Below are 21,233 nucleotides of genomic sequence, written 5' to 3' on the forward strand. Positions count from 1 at the left end.
GTGCCCGCCCCGCTGCCTTTGGTCAACCAAATCATCGCGGCTCACGGCGGCGGCTCGAGCGTCGCCGCTGGCGACTTCGTTACAGTCGACGTCGACCGCGTCTACATCCAGGACGGGAATTCGCCGACGATCGCCCGGCTGTTCCGCGAGCACGGTATCCGCCGTGTGTGGGATCCCGAGCGCATCGGCTTCTTCTTCGATCACTCGGTGATCATCCCGGAGAAGCAGATCGCCGACCGGACGCGCGAGGCGCTGGCCTTCGCCGAGCGGCTCGGCGCGCGCATCTTCCACCGCGGCGCCGGCATCAGTCACGTCATCGCCATGGAGGAGGGCTGGTACGAGCCGGGAAACGTCGTGCTCGGCGCGGACTCGCACACCTGCACGGGCGGCGCGGTGCAGTCGCTGGCGCTTGGCATGGGCGCCTCCGACATCGTCGCCGCGATGGTGACGGGCAAGACCTGGCTGCGCGTGCCGGAGACGGTGTGGCTCGAGGTGGAGGGCACGGCGCACGAGGCGACGCGCGCCAAGGACGTGATGCTGCACCTGCTCGGCACGATGGGGCAGGCGCCGTTCCTCAACAAATCGATCGAGTGGACCGGCAGCTGGTCGCACGCCCTGTCGGCCGACGCGGCGGCGACGGTGGCGAGCATGGGCGTCGAGCTCGGCGCCAAGTGCGTCTTCCTGCCCGGCGGCCCCGGGCGGCCGGCGCAGATGCGGGCGATCGAGCCGGGCGAGAGCCGCTTGCGGTTCGACATCGGCGGCCTGACGCCGCGCATCGCCAGGCCGCACAACCCGGCGAACACCGTCGGCCTCGACGAGCTCGCCGGCGAGCCGGTCGACTACGTGTTCGTCGGCAGCTGCACCAACAGTCGCCTCGACGACATCGCCGAGGCCGCCGCGGTGTTCGTCAACCGCCCTGTGCACCCGCGCGTGCACTGCATCGTGACGCCGGGCTCGCGCAAGGTCTACCTCGACGCGCTGCGCCTCGGGTACGTCGAGACGCTGACCAGGGCCGGCGCCCTGGTCACCCCCGCCGGTTGCGGCGCCTGCGTCGGCACGCAGGGCAGCATCCCGGCCGACGGCGAGCGCGTCGTGACGACCATGAACCGCAACTTCCAGGGGCGCATGGGCAACCGCGAGGCGGAGATCTTCCTCGCGTCGCCGCTCGTCGCCGCCAACGTCGCCGTGCACGGCCGCTTCCCGGCCGTCGAGGAGCTGGTGCTGCCATGAGCGACACCGTCTACCGCGTGCGCCGCGTCAGCGGCGAGATCTCGACCGACGACATCATCCCGGGGCGCATCAAGCACATCTACACCGACCCTGCGCAGATGGCGCCGCACGTCTTCGCGAACCGCTTCCCCGGCTTCGCCGCGACGCTGGCGAAGAACGACGCGCTGGTGTGCGACGCGACCTTCGGCATCGGCAGCTCGCGCGAGCAGGCGGTGACCTCGCTGAAGGCGCAGGGCGTCGCCCTGGTGCTGGCGCCGGCGTTCGGCCGCATCTTCTTCCGCAACGCGTGGAACCTCGGGCTGCCGGCGATCGTCGTCGACACCGCGAGGTTCAGCGAAGGCCTGATGTTCGGCGTCAGGCTCGAAGACGGCTGCTTCGTCGCCGAGGGCGTCGAGCTGCCGCGCTTCGCGCCGCCGTCGGAGCTGATGCTGGCGATGCTGCGCGCCGGCGGGCTCCTGCCGTTCGTGCTGGCGCGCAGCGAGGGCGCCGAGCCGCCGGTTTCGCCGAGAGGAGTCACGCCATGAGCGCCGTTCCCCTGGTCAAGTCGGGCTCGTTCGACGGGCTGGCGAAGGGCTACGACCAGCACCGGCCGCGTTACCCGGCGGCGCTGCTGCGCGGGATCCGCCCGTGGGCGGCGCCGGCGCCGCAGCTGGACGTCGTCGACATCGGCGCCGGCACCGGGATCGCGCTGGAGGGGCTGATCGCCGAGCTCGGCCCCGCGCACCGCTACCACGCCGTCGACGTGTCGGCCGACATGATCGCGACCGGCCGCGAGAAGCTGCCGCAGGTCACCTGGCTGCTGGGCCGCGCCGAGGACGTGCTGCGCACGATGCCGCGCATGGACGTGGTGCTCGCGGCGCAGGCGATGCAGTGGATGGACCGCGAGGCCGTGCTGGCGGCGGTGCGCGAGCGCCTGAGCCCCGGCGGCGTCATGGCGATTCTGCAGAACAACCGCGACTACGCGCGCAGCGCGTTCCTGGACGCGTACGAGTCGCTGCTCGAGGAGCTCAGCCCCGGCTACAGCCGCCGCTACCGCGCGATCGACTACGCGGCGGAGCTGCGCGCGGTGTTCGACGGCTCGTACGACGTCGTCGTCGCCGCCGAGACGCGGTGGGTGATGCACATGCCGGCGGAGGCGTTCGTCGGGATGAGCCGTTCGTCGACGCAGGTGCAGCGCGCGATCGCGGCGCACGGTGACGGGTTCACCGAGCGGCTGGCGGCGCTGCTGGCCCGGCACGCGCCCGGCGGCGCGGTCGACGTGCCGTACGAGAGCCAGCTCTTCCTCGGCGTCGCGAGCGCGGGGGCCGGAGGCTGATCGTGCAGGCGGCGCGCGGCGTGACGATCCGGGCGGCGGTCGCGGCCGACGCTGCGGCGCTGCACGCGCTGTTGGCCGCGGCATACATGCCCTTTCGCGCGCGCTTCGTGCCGTCGGCGTCGAGGCTGGAGCCGGCGGAGATCGCCGCGCGCGCGGCGGACTGGCTCGTGCTGGAGGCGGGCGATGACGTGGTCGGCTGCGTCCTGAGCGAGCGCGAGGACGACTTCTGGACGTTTAGCTACCTCGCGGTGCGGCCGGACCGGCAGCGGCGCGGGTACGGCGGGGCGCTGGTCGAGGCCGCGGCCGCGCAGGCGCGCGCGGCGGGCCGCCGCGCGGTGCGCATCGCCGTGCGGCGGGAGCTCGCGGAGAACGTGCGCTTCTTCAGGCGGCGCGGCTTCCGCTTCGAGGGGGAGCTCACCGCCGGCGGCGCGCACGACATCTATCGGCTGGACCTGGAGGACTGAGGATGCAGAAGGGCGTGATCGTTCTCGGGTATCGCGCGGGGCTGGCGGCGGCGGTGGTGAAGCGCGGCTACACGCCGCTGTGCATCGTCCACAAGGACAAGGGCGAGACCGGCGACTGGCCGACGCGCAAGGTCGCGGAGCTCGAAGACGCGCAGGAGATCATCCGCGCCGCGCTGTCGTTCGGCGGCGATGTCGCCGGCGTGGTCACGGGCCACGACGAGGGCGTGTTCGGCGCGGCGGTGCTACGCGACGCGCTGGGGCTGCCGGGCGATCGCGGCTACGCGCGCCTTTTGTGCTTTCGTGACAAGTACCTGCAGAAGCATGCGCTCGGCGACGCCGTGCCGCACGCGCGCTGCGTGTACCTGACGCGCCAGCCGGACTTCGCGGCGCTGGCGGCGCAGCTGGGCGCGCCGTTCGTGGTCAAGCCGTCGAACGGCGCGGGCTCGAAGGAGACGCGCTTCGTCGCGAGCCAGGCCGAGCTCGACACGCACTACAGCGGCGGGGCGAAGCGCTCGGACGTCGCCTTCGTCGCCGAGTCGGCGCTGAAGGGGGAGGAGCTGTTCGTCGACGGCGTGTGGCAGGACGGGCGCGTCGTGTTCCATTCGGTCGGGCGCTATCGCACGCCGATGATCCAGTGGAGCACGGGCAAGACGATGGCGGTCGAGGTGCTCTCGCGCGCCGAGGCGCCGCGGCTGTTCGAGCGCGCCCACGAGCTCGTCACGCGCAGCCTGCGGCGGCTCGGCGCGCCGGACGCCGTGTTCCACCTGGAGTGCTTCGACGACGGCGAGGACCTGGTGTTCAGCGAGTGCGCGGCGCGCCTGGGCGGCACGCTGGTGCCGGAGATCGTCAAGCACACGTACGGCTTCGACCTGTATGAGGCGCAGCTCGACGTCGCGCTGGGCCAACCGCTGAGCCAACCGGTGTCTGCAAGGATCCCGGACACCTGCTACGCTGGCGTCTACCTGAGAGCGTGCGCGGCGCGGCCGCTGACGCGGCGCGATTTCGAAGGGCGCTTCGACCTCGTCGAGCTCGACTATCCGGACTCGACGGCAGCTCGTCCGGGCCTGTACGGCCGCGTCGGGCACGCTGTGGTGCGCGGTCGCGGCGGCGGACAGCTCGCGCGCGAGGTCGAGCGCCTGATCGCCTTCAGCGAGGCCGGCCGCGATGGGTGAGACGGCCCTGGTGCTCGACACGCGCAAGCCGCTGTTCGACGAGGCGCTCGCGCGCCTTGGTGACGTCGCCGTCGTGCGCGTCCGAGAGAGCGGCGACGGTGCGATCGCGTTCGCGCCGGAGCCCGCGAGCCTCGCGGCGATCGACCTGATCATGGCGCGCGCGCCGTTCACGCACGTGCTCGCCACCTCCGAGAGCAACCTCGCCTTCGCCGGCTTCCTGCGCAGCCGCTACGGCCTGGCTGGCATGCGCTACGACCAGGCGCTCGAGTGCACCAACAAGCGGCGCATGCGGCAACGGCTCGCGAGCGTCGCGCCGGCCGTCAGCAGCTGGCTCTCCGGCGAGTTCGTGGCCGCAGCGCGGCGCGGCGACGCGCTGCCGGCCGAGGTGGTCGTGAAGCCTCTCGACGGCTCGTCGAGCCGCGGGGTCCGGAGGATGCCGGCGGTCGCGGCGCTCCGGTACCTCGAGAACGAGGCGCGGGAGCTGCTCCTCGTCGAGGAGGCGGTGCGCCTCGACGCCGAGCTGCACTGCGACGGCGTGATCCTCGGCGGCGAGCTGCGCGCGGCGTTCGCGTCGACCTACGACCGGCCGGTGCTGGCTGCCGTGGGGACGACGCGCGCCAGCATCCACCTGCCGCACGACGACCCGCGCCGCGCGCCGGCGCTCGCGAAGGCGGCCGCGGCGCTGGCGGCGCTCGGCGTGCGCGACGCCGTCTTCCACATCGAGCTACTCGCGAGCGGCGGCGCGCTGTTCATCGGCGAGGTCGCGCTGCGGCCCGCGGGCGGCGGCGTCGCGCGATCCCTCGCGCTCCGCTTCGGCGTCGACCTGTGGGACGCCTTCGTCAAGCTGCAGCTCGGCGCGCCTGTGGACGTCGCCGCGGCGCCGCGCGCCGTCGGCTTCAGCGGCGTCATCGGCGTCGTCGGCGACGCAACCGGCCCGCCGGCGGCGTCGCCGGGCATCGACCTGATCGAGCCGCTGCGCGAGCGTGTGCGGCGCGGGGTGACGGCGATCGGCTCGTGCGACTTCTCGCATCACGTTTACTTCCAGGCGGCGGACGCTCACGCGCTGGGGGCGCTGCTCGAGCGCTTCACCGGGGCGGCGGGCGCGCGATGACGCCGCAGCGCGGGCCGTCGTGGCTGCGCCAATCCGGCGCCCTGACGTTGCAGGCGTTCACCGCGCTGTCGGCGTTCGCCGAGGGCCTGCAGTCGGTGATCTTGATATGGGCGACCTTCCAGCTCTCGCACGACGCCTTCCTGGTGAGCGTGATGCTGGTGCTCGGCTATGCGCCGTCGGCGGTGCTCGGGCTGGCCTTCGCTCGCTTCGCCGACGGCGGGGCGTCGGCCGACCGCCTGCACCTCAGCAACCTGACGCTGGCGCTGTTCGCGCTGCTGCCGGCTCTGCTGGTGCTGCGGCGAGCGTCCGACGTGGCGCTGGTGCTCGTCGGCATGGGCGTCGCGCAGGTCGCGCTGTCGCTCGCGAAGATGGTGAACAAGTCGGCGGTGCACCGGGTGGTCCGCGGCGCCTTCGACCAGGCGACGGGCGCGCGCCTCCTGGCGGCGCAGTCGTCGATCACGCTGATCGCTCAGACGGCGGGCGCGGGGCTCGCCGGCGTCTTCCTGAGCACCGAGCTGACGGCGTGGGGGCTCCTGCTCGCGGCGCTCGCGTATGGCGCCGCGGGGCTGACGGCGCTCCGCATGGCGCGGCCCGAGGCGCCTGCCGCGGTCATCGAGAGGCCGCGCCAGGCGCCGGCGCGACCGGCGCTGCAGCTGGGTCCGGGCCTGCTGTCGGTGCTGCTGTTCTCGGTGCCGAGCAGCGGCGGCCTGCAGTTCGCCAACGCCATCCTCGCGCCCTTCGCGGACGGCGTGGCCCGCGGCGACGCCGGCTTCTTCTCGCTCGTCAACATGGCCTGCCTGGTCGCGAGCGCCGGTGTCAGCATGCTGCTGTCGGCCGGCTACCTGTCGATGCGCGGCGTCCTGACCTTCGGCCTGCCGGTGATGGCGGCGGCCGCGGGGCTGATGTCGCTCGCCTTCCGCCCCGCGCTGGCGCTGGTGTTCGCCGTGACGCTGATCGCCGCGGCGACGGCGCACGTCGTGTCCATGCAGGTCAAGGCGAACCAGGTGCCGCCGGAGTCCGAGGTCGGCAGCTTCGTCGTGACGCGCACAGCGGTGGTGTCGGTCGTCAAGGCGGGCTACTCGCTGGCGGCCGGCTTTCTCGTGAACCGCCTGGGCGTCGGCCCCAGCCTGCTGGCGCTGGGCGCGAGCGTCCTGCCGTTTGCCCTGGCGTGGCTGTACCGGCCCCCGCGGTGGAAAGAGGCCGCGACGCATGGGGGCACGCTTGCGGCCTGAGGACGCGCGCGCGCGCTTGGCGGAGCGCCTCGTCGCCGACGCCGGGGCGCTGCTGCCCGGCGCGCCCGCGGCGACGGCGGCGCTGCTCGGCTGGGACGCGCCGACGCTCGCGGCGTTTTGCGAGGCGCCGCGGCTCTTGGTCACGATGCCGCACGCCAGCCCCAACGTCTTCTTCCCGCGCGCGGCTGTCGCCTGGTACGCGCGACACCTGCAGGTGCGCGACGCGGAGCTGTTTCACGTGCGTCTGATGCTGACGCACAACAACTTCGGCGACCTCGGCTGGCGACCGTACGCGTACTGGTACCTGAACGACGCCGGCGCGCTGGCGCGCGCGACGCTGTTCACGCGCAACAAGAAGCTCAAGCACGTGATCGTCGCGAGCCGGCCGCCGCTCGGGGAGCCGCCGGTGGACGCGGGCGAGCTCGACCGCGAGGCGTACCGTCATGCGCAGCGCGCGGCGAACCTCGCGCTGTCGTGCATGCTGATGATGGCGTTCCACGAACGGCGCGCCGGCGTCGCGCGCGCCGCGCGCACGTTGTACCTGCCGCTGGACTGGCTCGTCGCCAGCGTGCGCGCGCAGCGCGCGGCGGGCACGCCGCCTGGCGCGCGGCTCGCGGCGCTGATGGACGCGGCGCCGGCGCGCCGGCTCGGCGAAGGCGGCGAGCTCGCGCCCGCGGCTGACTGGCGCGACGCCTACGTCTTCGACAACCCGACGAACGTCGCGCTGGCGGGCGCGCTCGGCGACGTCGACGTGATCGGCGGCGCCAAGATGCATGCCTACTGGCCCGACGTCGCCGCCGCCGCGGCGCGCGCGTCCTTGCTCGTGCGTTTCCGGCAGTGGCCGGGTCTCGATGCCAGCGCGCTGCCCGTGAAGCCGTCAGCCACGCTGCAGCGGGCGTTGCTCGCCGACGGCATCGAGTACTCGCAGGGGATGGCGCTCGCGGAGCACGGGGCCTACGCCATGGCGCACGACCCCTTTGCTCCATGATGCATGTGCGCCGCGCCTCGCTCGGACGAGGGCGGCCAGCGCCGGGAGCTCGCGGACCACGTCGAGCGGGGCTCGCTCTGCCTTTCCCGGAGCGGCCGGTCCAGCTCACGCGCTGGCCGCGGTCCACCCGCTGAGTTTGCTAGGATTCCTGGATGTTCCGACGGTTCACCCGCCGAGCGTTCCTCCACGCCAGCTGCTGCGCTGCTGGAATTGCCGCGGTGGATGGGCTCGCCATCGAGCCTTCGTGGCTCGAGATCGCCGAGCACGATGTCCCGATTCCCCGGCTCCCGGCCGCGCTCCAGGGGCTTCGGATCGCCCACTTCTCTGACATACACCTGCGCGCGCTCGGCCGTGTCCATGACAAGGCCATCGACGCGATCCGGAGGCTGGAGCCCAATCTCGTCGTGCTGACCGGCGACTCGATCGAGAGCGAGCGCTCGCTCGACGTGCTGGAGGAGTTCTGCCGCAGGCTCGCCGCGCCGGGGCGTGAGGTCCTCGCCACCGTCGGCAACTGGGAACACTGGGGGCACGTCCCCTTGCGGCGGCTGGGCGAGGTCTACGCGCGCGCCGGAGCCAGGCTCCTGGGGAACGAATCTGTGCTGCTGAAGCGTGGTGTCTCCATCGTCGCGACGGACGATTTCTGCAGCGGCCACGACGATCTCCGTGCATCGTTGGCGAACGTGCCATCCGCTCCGGTGCGGCTCTTTCTCTCGCACGCGCCCGGCATCTTCGAGAGGCTCCCTCCCGGCGCGCCGCGCTTCGATCTGGGCCTCGCGGGGCATACGCATGGAGGACAGATCCGAGCGCTCGGGACGCCGGTGTGGGTTCCGCCTGGATCAGGCCGATTTCGCTCGGGTATGTACGACACCGCCCATGGCAGGGTGTATGTGAGCCGCGGTGTCGGCACAAGCGTCCTGCCTGTGCGGTTCACCTGTCGGCCAGAGCTCCCGGTGTTCCGGCTGATCGCCGGGTGACGTTCTTGCGGTTCGCTGGCGGCTCAGCTCCGCTTCTCGAGCACGACGAGCCCTCGACGCCGCACGAACCCGAGCTGTAGTTGGCCGGGCGTGAACCGCCCGGCGTCCGTCAGTCGCGCTTCGGCTCTGCGGAGAGCGCGTCGAGGCGGCACGCGACCGACAGAGAGAGCCCCACCTCCAGCAGCGAGATGGGCCGCTGCTCGATGGCCCCCGGCGGCGCGCAGTCCACCAGCAGGAGCGGCGCTGACGCTGCCTGCGCCGCCTCCGCGAACGACCGCGCCCTCCGGAGCCATTGCTCGGTCAGCTGCGCGCGGTGCCCCTCCGGCTCCTTCACCTCGGCCCGAGGCTGCCCGAAGGTGGCCCCGCGCCGCCCGTCCTTCGCAGCCTGCACCGCGGCGCTCACCTCGCGCCTGACCTGCGCCACGGCTGCGGCCAGCCGGCTCCTCGCCCAGAAGTCGAGCTCTGGGGCGAGGCGCACCTCGATCACGCCGTCGACAGCGGTCGATACGGCTTCGCCCTCGCTCTCCGCCTTCTCGGTGAAGACCGTGGTGAACGACGCGCCCAGCATCCTCGCCGTGGATGCGCCGCCGGTCGCCTCCTTGAACTGCCGCTCCAGGTTCTGCACCGCGGCCTGCGCCGCGGCGAGGGCGCGCTGCGGATCGGTGTCGGTCTCCTGGAGCGCGAAGCCGAGGACGAGCACGTCGGGGCGGACGACCAGATCGGCCTGGACCGAAGCCCGACTGGGCAACGCGGGCGCGGAGGGCATGCTCGCCGACGTGGAGCCCAGGCTCGTCGCGTAGGAGGGGGAGAGGGCCGCGCCGGGCGCCGCCCCGGATGCGCCCCCGCAACCGGCCAGGAGGGCGAGGGCGAAAACCGCGGTTCGCATCGGGGGCCGACGCTAACACGCGCATCAAAACCCAGCAATCATACGGCCGGGTTGGATCTGCTGTGCACGATCTGGAAGGCGTGTCGCCGTGCCATCCGCGACATCGACGCGGACCTTCGGCACGGGAGGTGTGACGCGAGCGCATGGCGCGTGCGTGTGCCGGGTCATCGACGTGGGGCTTGCCGCCTTTTATCCCACCCGCCCGATCACCGTGGGGCCTGCTGGGCATATAGGACGGCCACTTTCTGACGCCTGCTGCAGGCACCGCCAAGGGGTTGCACCCCTGGGATGGAGGATTTTTGTGATGAACAGGGTACGCGCTTCGACCGTCGGCATATTGCTCGCGTCTCTCTTGGTGGGTTGTGGTTCTTCGAGCGGCCCGGAAGAACCCGAGAGCTCGGGCGGCCCGGGTGCGGGTGCGAGTAGCAGCGGGAGCGGGAGCGGAAACGCGAGCAGCAGCGGAGACGCGAGCGGGAGCGGAGACGCGAGCGGCAGCGGGACGACAGGCAGCGGCGCGGGGACGGGCGGCTCGACCGGCTCGGACGGTGCGGGCGGCGATCCGAGCGGAGACGGCGGCGGCGGCTCGTCTTCCGGTACCGGCGGCGGTGAGCCCGACGTGGTTGAACCCACGTTGATCACCTCGGGCGCGAACGAGTACTGGAAGATCGGGACGCCGACGGAAGTGACGAGCGGCAATGCCGACGTGACCGTCGACGACGCGGCAACGCAGCAGCGCTGGGATGGCTTCGGCGGCTCGTTCAACGAGATGGGATGGAACATGCTCTCGATGCTCAGCGAGGCTGAGCGGCAGCGAGCCATCAAGCTTCTCTTCGACAAGAACGAGGGCGCAGGGTTCGCGTACGGGCGCATCCCCATGGGGGCCAGCGACTATGCGATGGACCGCTATAGCCTCAACGAGAAGAAAGATGATTTCACGATGGAGAGCTTCTCCATCGCGCGGGACAAGGAGAAGTTGATCCCGTACATCAAGGCGGCGCTCGCCGTGAGGCCCGGGCTCCACCTCTGGGCCAGCCCCTGGACGCCCCCCACCTGGATGAAGAGCAACGGCGCCTTCGATGGTGGCGAGATGAAGGACGACGCGAACACCCTGAAGGCGCATGCCCTGTACTTCGCGAAGTTCGTGGAGGCGTACGCCGCGGAGGGCATGACCATCGAGGCGGTCCACCCCCAGAACGAGCCGACCTACGAGACGAGGTATCCGAGCTGCGCATGGACGGGGCAGCTCATGGCCAAGTTCATCGGCACCCACCTGGGGCCTCTGTTCGAAGAGCGCGGGATCAAGGCGCAGATCTTCCTCGGCACGATGTCCAACGAAGCGGCAGACCCGGGGATCCTCAGCGCCGTGACCGGCGATGCCACCGCGATGAAGTACGTCAAGGGCTTCGGGCTGCAGTGGAACATGCGGGGCAGCGTGAACGGCCTGAAATCGCGGAATCTGCCGATCGTGCAAACGGAGCACCAGTGCGGCAACTACAACTGGAACCCTCCGGGCGTGCCGGCGTTCAACCCGAACACGGCAGCGAACGACCACGCCTACGGGCAGGAGAGCTGGGGGCTCATCCGCGACTGGATCAAGGCGGGGGTGAACTCGTACAACGCCTGGAACATGGTGCTGGACCCGGTGGGGAAGAACATCGACTCGCAGCGGCCGTGGCCCCAGAACGCGCTCCTCAACGTGAAAGCCGACACGAAGGAGCTGGTACTGACGCCTGCCTACTACGTCTTCCGCCACGTCTCGCAGTACGTCGATCCTGGAGCGATGCGCGTCAACACGACCGGCGGCGACGCGCTGGCGTTCAAGAACCCTGACGGCAGCATCGTCACGGTCATCTACAACTCCGGCAGCTCCGCGAAGACGACCACCCTCAGCGTGGCCTCCAAGAAGCTCCAGTTCAGCGTTCCTGCCCGCGGCTGGGCCACCGTCAACTGGAAGTGAGGCGCGCGCGACCCGACCCGGGTTGAACCATCGCGGCCCGAACCTGTCGATGGCCTCCCGGGAGAGATGAAACCTGAGCCGGAGGGTGTCGACGCTCCGGAGCGTCGCCGCGCTCGGCCTTGCGAGCCTCCGGCCCCGGGACGCTATCATCGCCCTCCATGGACGCCGCTTCCTTCCTCGCCGACATCGAGCCGCTGGCCCACTACGACCGCGTCCGCCGCGTGGTGGAGGTGGGCCGCGCCGCCGCGCGCGGCGACGCCGGAGCAAGCACCCTCCTCGGCGCGCTCTGGAGCAGCACTCAGCCCTACGAGCGCCTCCTCGCGCTCATGAGCGTCTACGGCTCGGGCGACGGCGCGCGCGTCGTCGCCGCCATCTCCGACCCGTCCCGCACCGTGCGGCGGCGCGCGGGCCGCATGGTCGCCCGCTTCTGCGACGACGCGCAGGCGCTCGCGGCGCTCGGCGCCCTCCTCGAGCGGCGCACCCTCCGGCGCACCGTCGCCCAGCTCGCGCGGCGGAAGCGCCAGGCCGCCGTGGACGCCTTCCTCGGCGCGCGCATGCAGGCGGGGCGCGACCCCCTGATCGTGGATCTGCTCCCGTTCGGCTCCGAGGCGCTCGTGTCGGCGCACCGGCGCGCCATCGACGAGGCGGGCGGCCCGAGCTGCCTCGATCGGCTCGGCGTGAGGCACCCCGCGGCCGCGGCGCGCTGGTTCGGGGAGGCCCTCGCCCGCTCTCAGTCCCTCGACGCCCGCCTGCGCTACCGCCTCGCGCCGCTGCTCGTCCCGCTCGCCCGGCGCGCGCCCGACGCGGCGCTGCCGCTGATCCAGGCCCTCTTCGAGCGCGGCGAGGAGCCCTCGTTCCTCGCCGGCTCCCTGCACCTCCTGGCCCGATCGCGCCCGGCCGCCACGTTCGACCTCCTCAAGGCGCGCCACGAGAGCGGGCGACCCGCGCGGCCGCCCGGCGCCTTCGGGGTGGTGCGCTTCGACAAGGGCGCGCCCGCCCTCGGCGCCGAGCGCCTCGAGTACCTCATCCGCCACGCCTGGGGCGCGCTGAGCGACGGAAAGAAGGGCCCGCGGTGGTTCCTGCGGCTCGGCCCCGACGACCAGAAGGCCGTGCTGCGGGCCTTCCTGCTCGGAGGGGCCGGGGGCTACGGCGCCTTCCTGTTCCGCTACGTGAAGGCCGAGTCGGCCAAGGAGCAGGCGCTCCGGGAGCGGGCCTTCGTGCGCTGGTCGTGCGCGGCGCAGGCCACCGACGGCACGATCGCGCCCGAGGTGCTCGACGCGCTGCCCCGCGACCTGCGCGAGCGCGAGGCGAGGCGGCACCTCTCGAGCTGCCCGTCGCTCGTCTCGAAGCCGGACCGGCGGATGAGCTACGCGCGCCTCCTGTCCTTCGCCGAGGCCAAGGAGGTGCTCGCGCCGCTCCTCGGGCACCCGGAGGGCGACGAGCGGGCGAAGGCGCAGGCGCTGCTCCTCGCGAGCGTCCTGCACGACCGGGGCGCGCTCGCGGACGCCCTCGCGAACGTGCGCGCCCGCAAGTTCGAGCAGGATCCGGTGCGGCGGGCGATGATCGGCGCCCTCGCCGCGCTGCCCATCGGCCGGTTCGCGCAGGAGCACCTGGAGGCCGTGGGCGCCGTGGCGCAGGACGCGCTCGACGCCGCGGACCTGTCCCACGCCACGGCCTCGGCCGTGGAGCGGCTCGTGGTCCGCCTGTTCCGCATCGACGGGGCGTGGGGGGCGCGCTGGCTCACGAAGCTCCTCGCGGTGCGCGGCTCGGTCTCGACGGCGGGCCTCGGGGACGGGCTGACCCGCGCGGAGGCCGAGCGGCTCAGCCCGGCGCTCGCGCAGCTCGCGGGCGCCTGGTGCACCGGCGAGCGGGCAGGGGCGGTGCTCTCGCTCGCGCAGAGCCTCGGCATCCGCCTCGAGGTGGTCACGCCGCTGCTCGAGGCGCTCGAGCGGCTGTCCCGCGAGCTCCCGTTCGTCGGCGTCGCTGCGGGCGCGCTCGGCCTCCTGCGCGCCCACGACAGGCCGCGGTTCGCGCGGCTCGTGCCCGCGCTGCTGCGCGAGGACAGGAGCTTCGTGCTGATCGGCGCCGTCGCCCGGCACGTGAGCCAGAGGCGCCAGGATCTCCTGGACCCCCTGCTGGACCGGACGCAGCCCATGACCGGCAGGTTCGCGACGGGCAAGACGCGCTGGGTGCTCGATTTCGGCGGGGGCCACGGCCGCTGGACGGCGAGGCAGCAGGAGAAGTACGCCGCCGGCCTCCGCGCGCTGCTCGGCGACGAGACCAGCGACGTCCCCACGCTGCGGTTCGCGATCTCCACGCTGGTCCGGCTCGCGTACGTCGACGCGTCGGCGATCACCCCGTTCGCCTCGGATCCGAGGCCGCCCCTGCGCGAGATGGCCATCCGGGGCCTGCCGTGGCTCGACGCCGGCCAGGGCGTCCCCGTGCTGATCGAGTGCCTGGGCGACGATCGCGCGCGCTGGGCGATCTACGCGCTCCGGAAGGCGTTCGCGGAGATGTCCCGGGAGCGGGTGCTCGCCGAGCTCCGGGCGGTGCCGACCACGAAGGTGACCGTGGCCAAGGAGGTCGTGCGCCTGCTCGGGGAGCTGGGCGGCAACGACGCCTACCGCGACCTGCTCCGGCTGGACGCCCCGAAGACCCACCGCGACGTGCGGATCGCGCTGCTCCGGGCGCTCTGGGACCACCTGGACAAGCCCGAGACCTGGGACGTCTTCGGCCGCGCCGCCCGGGATCCCGACTGGATCGTGGCCTCGAAGCTCGCGGACATCCCGCTCGGCAGGCTGTCGCCCGAGGCCGAGCGGCGCGTTGTGGACCTGCTCGCCGCGATCCTCGGGCGGGCAGAGCCGGAGGCGCGGCTCGACCTGCTGCGGCGCGCCGCGCACCTGCCGCTCCGGGACGAGGCGCGAGCGCTCTTCCGCCGGTTGCTCGAGCACATGGCCGCGCCCGCGCCCGAGGAGGCGGCGGAGGCGCTGTCCGCGGCGCTCGCCAGGATGCAGCCGGGGGAGGTCGCGATCGTCGTCCAGCGGCTCGCGGAGCTCTCGCCGAGGCGCCGGCACCTCGTGGCGTTCCTGCCCGCGCTCTCGGCGCGGCTCGGCTCGTACGCCGCGAAGCACCACGTCGCCGTCGGGGAGGGGCTGCTCGCCGCGCTCAAGGCGGACGCCCTGGCCGTGCCCCAGTACCTGGGGCTCGCGGCGCGCCTCCTTCCCTGGAAGGCGCTCGGGCAGGCGCTCGTCGAGCTCGGCCGGCGGGACCTCCTGCACCACGACGCGATGGTCGCGGCGATGTCCGCGGTGCACGGCTGCGTCCACCCGTCGCAGCTCGAGCAGGAGCTCCGGGCGAGCGCCGATCCGCGGCTGCGCCGGCTCGCGCTGGAGGCGCTCCTGCAGGCGGCGTCGCCGAAGAACGGCTGGACGGCGGAGCGGCGCGAGCTGCTGGAGCGCTACCGGAAGGACCCGTCGCCCGCCGTGGCGGGGCCGGCGTCGTTCGTCATGCCGCCGTGAGGCGGAGGGCGGCGCGCGGCCGTGAGGCGGCGCGCGAGGGCGAGCCGTCTGGCAGGGCTCACCTTACGACGACAGCGCGGCCATCGGCGGTGTAAATCACCGCCTCCGCCATGGCGAGGTCGGCCGTCGGTTGCGTCGGTTGCGTCGGTTGCGTCGGTTCGATCGCGCCGCGGCGATCCGCCCTCTCGTGCTTCGTCGAGCGCACGAACGGCCAGAAGAGCTGCTCGGCCCAGGGCTCGACCGGCGCGCCCTCGGGGAGCCCGAAGCCCTCCTGGCGCGCGTGCGGGATCATGAGCGTGCCGTGGATCCAATCGAAGCAAATGAGGGCGGCGCCATAGTTCTTCGTGGCGTTTCCGAAGCGGCCGACTCCGTGGTGCACATGGTGCGTGTCGGGCAGCGAGACGATGCGCTCGAGGACCCGCATGGCAGGGCGCGTGAAGCGGCCCTGCTGGAGGTGCACGTCCCAGCGGAGATCGCTGTGCTCCGCCAGCACGATCACCGTCCTGAAGGCCAATCCCACGACATAGGCGCCAGGGTGGCCGAGCCAGACGACGAGCGGGGCCATCCACGTGCCCGGCAACAGGACATGCCATAGCCAGTTTTCCCGGTACGTGACCGCGATGTTCATGTTGCGCGGCACGTGGTGCGGCTTGTGGAGCCGCCAGAGCCAGGGCCACTCATGGCTCTTGCGGTGTACCCAGTAGATCCCGTACTCGTCGAGGAGCACGTAGATCGGGAACACCACCAAGGAGCTCACGCTGGCGAGCGCGCCCTCGGAGCCGGGCCAGAGCGCCCCGAGCGCCCAGGTCACGGCGACGAAGGACGCGCCGCGGATCACGAGGTAGGCGCCGACGGACACGAGGCTCGCGCCGAGCTCCCGCATGGTGAGCACGCCTGTGCGCCGATACAGGCCGAGCGCGAGCTCGAGGGCGGCAAAGAGCGCGAGGAAGACGAGGACGAACACCGTCCCGTGGAGCATGAGGGCTCTCCTTTCGTTTCGAGTGTCGTGGCCTGGCTCAGGCGACCGCGGCGGCGGCGGCGGCGCGAGCCACCGAGCCGCGGTCCAGGAATCTGTCGTGATGCAAGTGCTTCGGCGGGATCGCGCCGCGCAGCACGTCGAGCACGGCGTCGATCATCCCGGGCGGCCCGCACACGTAGGCCGCGCAATCGGCGTGGCCCGCGGCGACCTCACGGAGATGGTCGGTGACGTGCCCCTTCCGCCCTGTCCAGCTCGAGCCTTCGGGCTCGTGCGAGAGCACGGGCATGAAGACGAATCGACCTCGCCATCGCTCCTTGATCGAGGCGATGGCGTCGAGGGCATAGAGATCCTGCCGGGCGCGCGCGCCGACGACCAGCGTCACGTCGCGGGCGAGCCCATCCGAGAGCCCCTGCTCCAGGATCGCCTTGATCGGAGAGAGCCCGGTGCCTCCTGCCACGCAGAGGAGCGGCCGATCGGCCTCGTGATAACGGAAGCTGCCGTGGGGCCCCGAGAAGCAGAGGCGCGCGCCCGTGCGATCGGCCCCGAAGAGCCACTCGGTGAAGGCGCCGCCCGGCACGTGGCGGATATGAAAGAGCGCCCTGCGCGGCGAGGCCCGATCCGGCGCCTCGGCGAACGAGTAACAGCGCGGCTCGCCGAGCCCGGGTGCGCCGGGGACCGTGAGCTGCGCATATTGCCCGGCCACGTAGCGGACGTCCGCGGCGAGGTCGACCTCGAGCGCGACGACGCTGGGCGCGAGCCGCGTCACGCGCGCGACGCTCGCGTCGATCTGCGCGGGCGCTCGATCCGTCGAGCGCCCGCGGCCCATCCCCGGGACCTCGACCGCCACGTCCTCCGACACGGCGAGGCTCTGGCAGGCGAGGACGAAGCCGGCAGAGATCTCCTCGGGCGCGACGTGGCGCGAGATATCGCTCTTGAGGCGGATATGCCCCTTGATGAGGCGGCACTTGCAGCTGCCGCACTCGCCCACCCTGCACATGTGTGGAAACGGGATGTTCCCGCGCACGGCTGCGCTGAGCAGCGTTTCTCCGGCCTCGATACGGACCGCGCGATCGCTGCCCAGGAGGTGGAGGGTCCCGGCTCGACCCCTCGCCCGGCCGCCGAATGAGATGGCTTTCACGATGTCATGGCTCCCTGTTGCACGTGGCTTCATGGAGGCGGCCACCGAAAAGCCCAATCAGGAAATGGTATGAGGCAGATTACCGGCGTGAATATTCCTCCGAATCCCTGGCCGCCCGCCTCTGTTCAGGCCGAGCCCGCCCGCATGGGACGCGTCAGACGCGGCTGCAGAGCTCGATGAGGGATCGCCGGAGCCACTCGTGGGCCGGGTCGCCGTCCTGACAGGCATGCCACATCATGAACAGCGGGATCGGCTGGATGGGGAGCGGACAGCTCACCACCCGCACGGGGAAGTGCTGCTCGAACAGCCGCGCCAGGGGGAGCGGCACCGTGCAGACGAGGTTCGACTGCGAGACGATGAACGGCATCGAGAGATAGCGGGGGACCTGCACCCGCACGCGCCGCGCTCGCCCAACGACGGCCTGAATCTGCTCTGCCAGGTTGGTCTGGCCCTCGCGCGGCTCGATGATCACGTGCTCGAGCGCCATGTACTCGTCGAGCGTCAGCGAGGGGCCAACGGTCGGATGATCCTGGCGCACCAGCGAGACGAACTCGAGGTCGAGCACGCGGGTTCGCCGGAACTCCTCGCCCGGGATGGCGATGTGATCCAGGACGAGCTCGACCTTGCCGAGCCGCATTTCATTTCGCAGCGAGGCTCCGGGCTCGCGACAGAGATCGAGCCGGACGCGGGCGCCGAGCTGCTCGAGCCACTGCAGAAAACGAGGCAAGAGGAGGGCCTCTCCGAGGTCGGTGATCCCCAGCCTGAAGGTGTGGCTCGCCGTGCAATCGAAGGCGCCGGTGTGGGCGAGCGAGGCATGGATCATGTCGAGCGCCCTGCGGATCGGACCGGCGAGCGCGAGGGCGCGCGGCGTCGGGGCCATCTCCTTGCCGCGGCGCACGATGAGATCGTCGTTGAACAGCAGGCGCAGCCGGTTCAGCGCGCTGCTCACGGCCGGCTGGGTCATGCCGAGGCGCTCGGCCGCCCGCGTCACGTTGCGCTCGGTGAGCACGGCGTCCAGCACGGTGAGCAGGTTCAGGTCCACGGCGCGCAGGCGAGGCAGCGGCGGTGCGTTCATGGGGGGAGGGTAGCGCTGCCCCGACACCCGCCGCCGAGAGCGCGGGCGGCGAGCTCTTCCACGCGCCTGCCGTCGCGACGTGGCGGGCGGCGCCTACGGTGGCGAGGGCGCGGCCTCGATGCCGCCCTGCCCGACGCCCGGGGGCGGCGGCATCGCCGCGGCCACCACGGCCACGCGCGCCCCGCGCGAGAGGCCGAGGGTCACCCGCGTCCCCGCGGGCACGCGGATCAGGGACCCGACCAGATAGCCCAGCTTGCCTGTGACATCGTGGCCGTCCACCGAGACGATCACGTCCCCGACCTGCAGGCCCGCCGCCGCGGCCGGACCGTCGCGGCGCACCTCGACCACCTTGTGCGGCCGCATGGCCACATCCATCGGCGACCGGGGCGGCTCGACAGTGAACCCGAGATCGCCGGGAGGCTCGTCGTGCTTCACCCGGCGCTTCGCCATAAGCAGCCGCCCGACGTCGGTCTCCGTGCCCGGCTGCACATCGACCGGGATCATCGCCGCGTCGAACGCCGAGCTCATCGGATCCGCGGGCATGAGCATGAGCACGAGGGGGCCTCCGGGCACGCGGTCGAGGTGAAAATGACCCGCTCCGTCGGTGACCTCGTGCTGCCGCACCGGCGACGGCGCCATTCCGCCGGCGCGCGGGTACGCGTGCACGGTCACCCCGGCCATGGGCGCGCCGTCCTCCAGGGACACCACCTGACCCCGGAGCGCGACGCGCCCGGCGAGCGTCAGCACCACCCCGCTCCGCTGCTCCCCCTGCGCGAGCGTCACCTCGCCCGTGGCCGTCCCCTCCGGGGCGTCGGCTGCGAGCTCGTACTTGCCCGCCGGCAGATCGCTCATCGTCCAGGCCCCGTCCGTGAATGCGAAGGACTCGTTCCGGAAGAACGGCGCTTCGCGGTCCGTGACGCGGATCGTGAACTGATCGGGCGGCGCGCCGCCGGGGCTGGAGACGGCGCCGGAGATGGTGCCGGTCTCCTGGATCATGAGCGTCACGGTGCCGCCGATCGTGACGTGCTCGACGACGGCGCGGCCCCCTCCGCGGCGCTGCGCCTGGACCGTGTACGTGCCCCGGCCCAGGTTCCCGATCACGAACTCCCCGTCGGGATCGGTGAGCACCGGCGCGTAGGGCCCCATGCTCTCCATCGGCGGGGGCGGAGGGGTCGAGGCGCCCGGCTCGCCCGCGCCCTCGGGCTCCCGCTGGACATTGACGAACGCGTCCGCCACCGGCCTGCTGCTCCCGTCGACGACGCGCCCGTGGATCTCGCCGTTCTGGCGCTCCACGACCAGGCTCACGCGCGCGGCCGCCCCTGCCTCCACGGTCACCGCGACCCCGAGATCGCCGCCGTCGGCCTGACCTGGCGCCCTCATGGGCATCCCCCCCTGCATGGCCCAGATCCGGTACGCGCCCGGCGCGACCCCCTTGAACACGAAGGTCCCGTCCGCGAGGGACGTTCTCGGAGCCGGAGGGCCGCTCCACCCGGGCCGCGGCGCGCTCAGCATGACGTCCGCGCCTGCGACGGGGCGGCGGTCCTCGTCGGTCACCGTGCCCTCGACGCTGCCGCCGCTATCCATCACGAGGGTGATCTCGGGAGCGCGCTCATCGACGAGCTCGACCTCGACCGGTTCGGGCGGAATGTGATCGTTCGAGCGCGCCATGACCCTGTGCTTGCCAGGGAGGAGCCCCCGGAGCACGAAGCGGCCGTCGTCATCGCTCTGCCCGATGGAGCCGGGCGGCATCGCCCCCATGTTGGTCGGGCTCGCGTGGACCATGGCGCGCACGGGCTTGTCCTCGCGGTCCACCACCCGGCCGCGGAGCGACAGCCCGGCGCGGACGGTCCACACGAGGCCCTCGACGTCCGCCTCGCCGACCTCCACGGCGGGGTAGGCCGGCTCCGACGCGTGATCCTGGCAGAACACCATCACCTGGTACGAGCCGGGCAGCACCCCCTCGAAGCGCGCCGAACCGTCGGCCCCGAGGACCGTCGGGAGCCACCCGCTCCCTTCGTGAAACAGCGTGACGGAGCCGCTCGCGCAGGGCCCGCCCCCGGGCGTGACCTCCACGCGGCCGGCCACGCTGCTGGCGGGGTGCATCTCGATCACCACCTCGCTCGAGGTCTGGCCGATCCCGAGCACCACGCTCGCGCGCGCCTGGCCATAGCCGCCCGCGGCGCGCGCCGTGGGCTTGTACCGCCCGGGCGCCAGGCCCGGGATGCGGAAGCGCCCCTCCGCGTCGCTCGACACGGGTTTCACCTCCCCGGGGCCCCACCGCTGCGCCATCCCGGGACGGACCGTCGCGCCGGCGATCGGCGCGCCCGACCCCGCCTCGACGACCCGCCCCTCGATCGCCGAGCCGGGCGTCATCAAGATCTCGAGCGGCGGCCCCGGCGCCATGCCGTGCTGCGACCCCTCGGCGTACCCGTCGGCTGTGGCGCGGGCCAGGCAGTAGCCCTCCTCGGTCCACGCGGAGAAGGAGCCCTGTGCGTCGGAGCGGGTCACCGCGGCGCCCTGGTGCGACCCCAGGAAGCCATGAATCATGACGAGCGCCCCGGCGATGGGCCCGCCGCTGACGTCCTTGACGTGGCCCCGGACCTCGACGCCGCCGCGGACGAGCGTCAGATCGACGCCGGCGCGCGCCTCTCCCTGGCGGAGATCGAGCCAGCCGGCGCGGTCCGGGGCAGGGGAGGTGTAGCTCGCCGGGCGGTGGCCCTGCGCCGAGGCGAAGATCGTCCAGCGCGCGGGGGAGAGATCCGCGATCTGGTAGCGGCCGTCCTCTCCTGCGGGCGCGCACGTCGGCTCGCCCAGATCGAACGGCGTCAGTCCGCTCGCTCCGCCGCTCGCGCTGGCGCACACAAGCGCTCCGGCGACGGGCGAGCCGGCCGCACTGGCGACCCGCCCCGCGATGCTCCCGAGCTGCGGGGGCGGCGCGTCCCTTGCGCGGAGGCGCCGCGCTCCCCGCGTCGAAGCGGCGCTCGCCGGAGGCGCGGGGCCGTCCGCCGGCGCCTCTCCGGCGCGGAGCCACAACACGAGGCCCAGGATCCCCGCCGCCGCCAGCCCGAGCACTACTAGGGCAAGCCACCGTCTCGCTTCCGCGCTCTTCATGACCTGACCGCCCCTCCTTCGTCCATCGCCCCCTGCCGCCGGGATCACTAATCCATCGCGCGGACGCATGGCGGGGCCTCGTC

The 21,233-nt window shown here is 72.6% G+C and carries 16 protein-coding genes; 11 read left to right on the plus strand and 5 right to left on the minus strand.

Annotated features, from left to right (window positions below; translation table 11 throughout):
• The 9 genes from WME95_RS10375 to WME95_RS10415 all read left to right on the plus strand — a co-directional run bounded on the left by WME95_RS10375 (position 1) and on the right by WME95_RS10415 (position 8,486).
• Entirely contained in the window at positions 1-1,230 is a 1,230-nt protein-coding gene (locus tag WME95_RS10375) for a 3-isopropylmalate dehydratase large subunit (protein WP_437908239.1), read from the plus strand.
• Positions 1,227-1,754, plus strand: a complete 528-nt coding sequence (locus tag WME95_RS10380; RefSeq protein ID WP_437908240.1) for a hypothetical protein — start codon at positions 1,227-1,229, stop codon at positions 1,752-1,754. The genes WME95_RS10375 and WME95_RS10380 overlap by 4 nt, the downstream gene beginning before the upstream one ends.
• Complete coding sequence (locus tag WME95_RS10385) at positions 1,751-2,545, plus strand: class I SAM-dependent methyltransferase (protein WP_437908241.1); 795 nt, start codon at positions 1,751-1,753, stop codon at positions 2,543-2,545. The genes WME95_RS10380 and WME95_RS10385 overlap by 4 nt, the downstream gene beginning before the upstream one ends.
• A 2-nt stretch (positions 2,546-2,547) precedes the next feature.
• Entirely contained in the window at positions 2,548-3,009 is a 462-nt protein-coding gene (locus WME95_RS10390; RefSeq protein WP_437908242.1) for a GNAT family N-acetyltransferase, read from the plus strand.
• Between the two features lie 14 nt (positions 3,010-3,023).
• Positions 3,024-4,181, plus strand: a complete 1,158-nt coding sequence (locus tag WME95_RS10395; protein ID WP_437908243.1) for an ATP-grasp domain-containing protein — start codon at positions 3,024-3,026, stop codon at positions 4,179-4,181.
• On the plus strand, positions 4,174-5,292 hold the full coding sequence (locus tag WME95_RS10400; protein WP_437908244.1) for an ATP-grasp domain-containing protein: 1,119 nt from the start codon (positions 4,174-4,176) through the stop codon (positions 5,290-5,292). The genes WME95_RS10395 and WME95_RS10400 overlap by 8 nt, the downstream gene beginning before the upstream one ends.
• Positions 5,196-6,524, plus strand: a complete 1,329-nt coding sequence (locus WME95_RS10405; RefSeq protein ID WP_437908245.1) for a hypothetical protein — start codon at positions 5,196-5,198, stop codon at positions 6,522-6,524. The genes WME95_RS10400 and WME95_RS10405 overlap by 97 nt, the downstream gene beginning before the upstream one ends.
• Before the next feature lie 16 nt (positions 6,525-6,540).
• Positions 6,541-7,512, plus strand: coding sequence for a hypothetical protein (locus tag WME95_RS10410; RefSeq protein ID WP_437908246.1), 972 nt, complete (start codon positions 6,541-6,543; stop codon positions 7,510-7,512).
• Positions 7,513-7,664: 152 nt separating this feature from the next.
• Positions 7,665-8,486 (plus strand): metallophosphoesterase, encoded by an 822-nt coding sequence (locus WME95_RS10415; RefSeq protein ID WP_437908247.1) that lies wholly within the window; start codon positions 7,665-7,667, stop codon positions 8,484-8,486.
• A gap of 109 nt (positions 8,487-8,595) precedes the next feature.
• Here WME95_RS10415 and WME95_RS10420 read toward each other — a convergent pair whose 3' ends face one another.
• A complete protein-coding gene (locus WME95_RS10420; RefSeq protein ID WP_437908248.1) occupies positions 8,596-9,372 on the minus strand; it encodes a hypothetical protein in 777 nt (258 codons plus the stop codon).
• A gap of 304 nt (positions 9,373-9,676) precedes the next feature.
• Between WME95_RS10420 and WME95_RS10425 the strand changes: the two genes are divergently transcribed.
• Together WME95_RS10425 and WME95_RS10430 are read left to right on the plus strand one after the other, a co-directional pair.
• Positions 9,677-11,329, plus strand: a complete 1,653-nt coding sequence (locus WME95_RS10425; RefSeq protein WP_437908249.1) for a glycoside hydrolase family 30 protein — start codon at positions 9,677-9,679, stop codon at positions 11,327-11,329.
• A gap of 158 nt (positions 11,330-11,487) precedes the next feature.
• Complete coding sequence (locus WME95_RS10430) at positions 11,488-14,847, plus strand: HEAT repeat domain-containing protein (RefSeq protein WP_437908250.1); 3,360 nt, start codon at positions 11,488-11,490, stop codon at positions 14,845-14,847.
• A 58-nt stretch (positions 14,848-14,905) separates the two neighbouring features.
• Here WME95_RS10430 and WME95_RS10435 read toward each other — a convergent pair whose 3' ends face one another.
• The 4 genes from WME95_RS10435 to WME95_RS10450 all read right to left on the minus strand — a co-directional run bounded on the left by WME95_RS10435 (position 14,906) and on the right by WME95_RS10450 (position 21,111).
• A complete protein-coding gene (locus WME95_RS10435) occupies positions 14,906-15,826 on the minus strand; it encodes a sterol desaturase family protein (protein ID WP_437908251.1) in 921 nt (306 codons plus the stop codon).
• Between the two features lie 37 nt (positions 15,827-15,863).
• Complete coding sequence (locus WME95_RS10440; RefSeq protein WP_437908252.1) at positions 15,864-16,964, minus strand: 2Fe-2S iron-sulfur cluster-binding protein; 1,101 nt, start codon at positions 16,962-16,964, stop codon at positions 15,864-15,866.
• Positions 16,965-17,118: 154 nt separating this feature from the next.
• Positions 17,119-18,039, minus strand: a complete 921-nt coding sequence (locus WME95_RS10445; protein ID WP_437908253.1) for a LysR family transcriptional regulator — start codon at positions 18,037-18,039, stop codon at positions 17,119-17,121.
• Positions 18,040-18,132: 93 nt separating this feature from the next.
• A complete protein-coding gene (locus tag WME95_RS10450; protein WP_437908254.1) occupies positions 18,133-21,111 on the minus strand; it encodes a carboxypeptidase regulatory-like domain-containing protein in 2,979 nt (992 codons plus the stop codon).
• Positions 21,112-21,233: the final 122 nt, after the last annotated feature.

Source organism: Sorangium sp. So ce327 (assembly GCF_051530205.1).
GTDB classification, from domain to species: domain Bacteria; phylum Myxococcota_A; class Polyangia; order Polyangiales; family Polyangiaceae; genus Sorangium; species Sorangium cellulosum_B.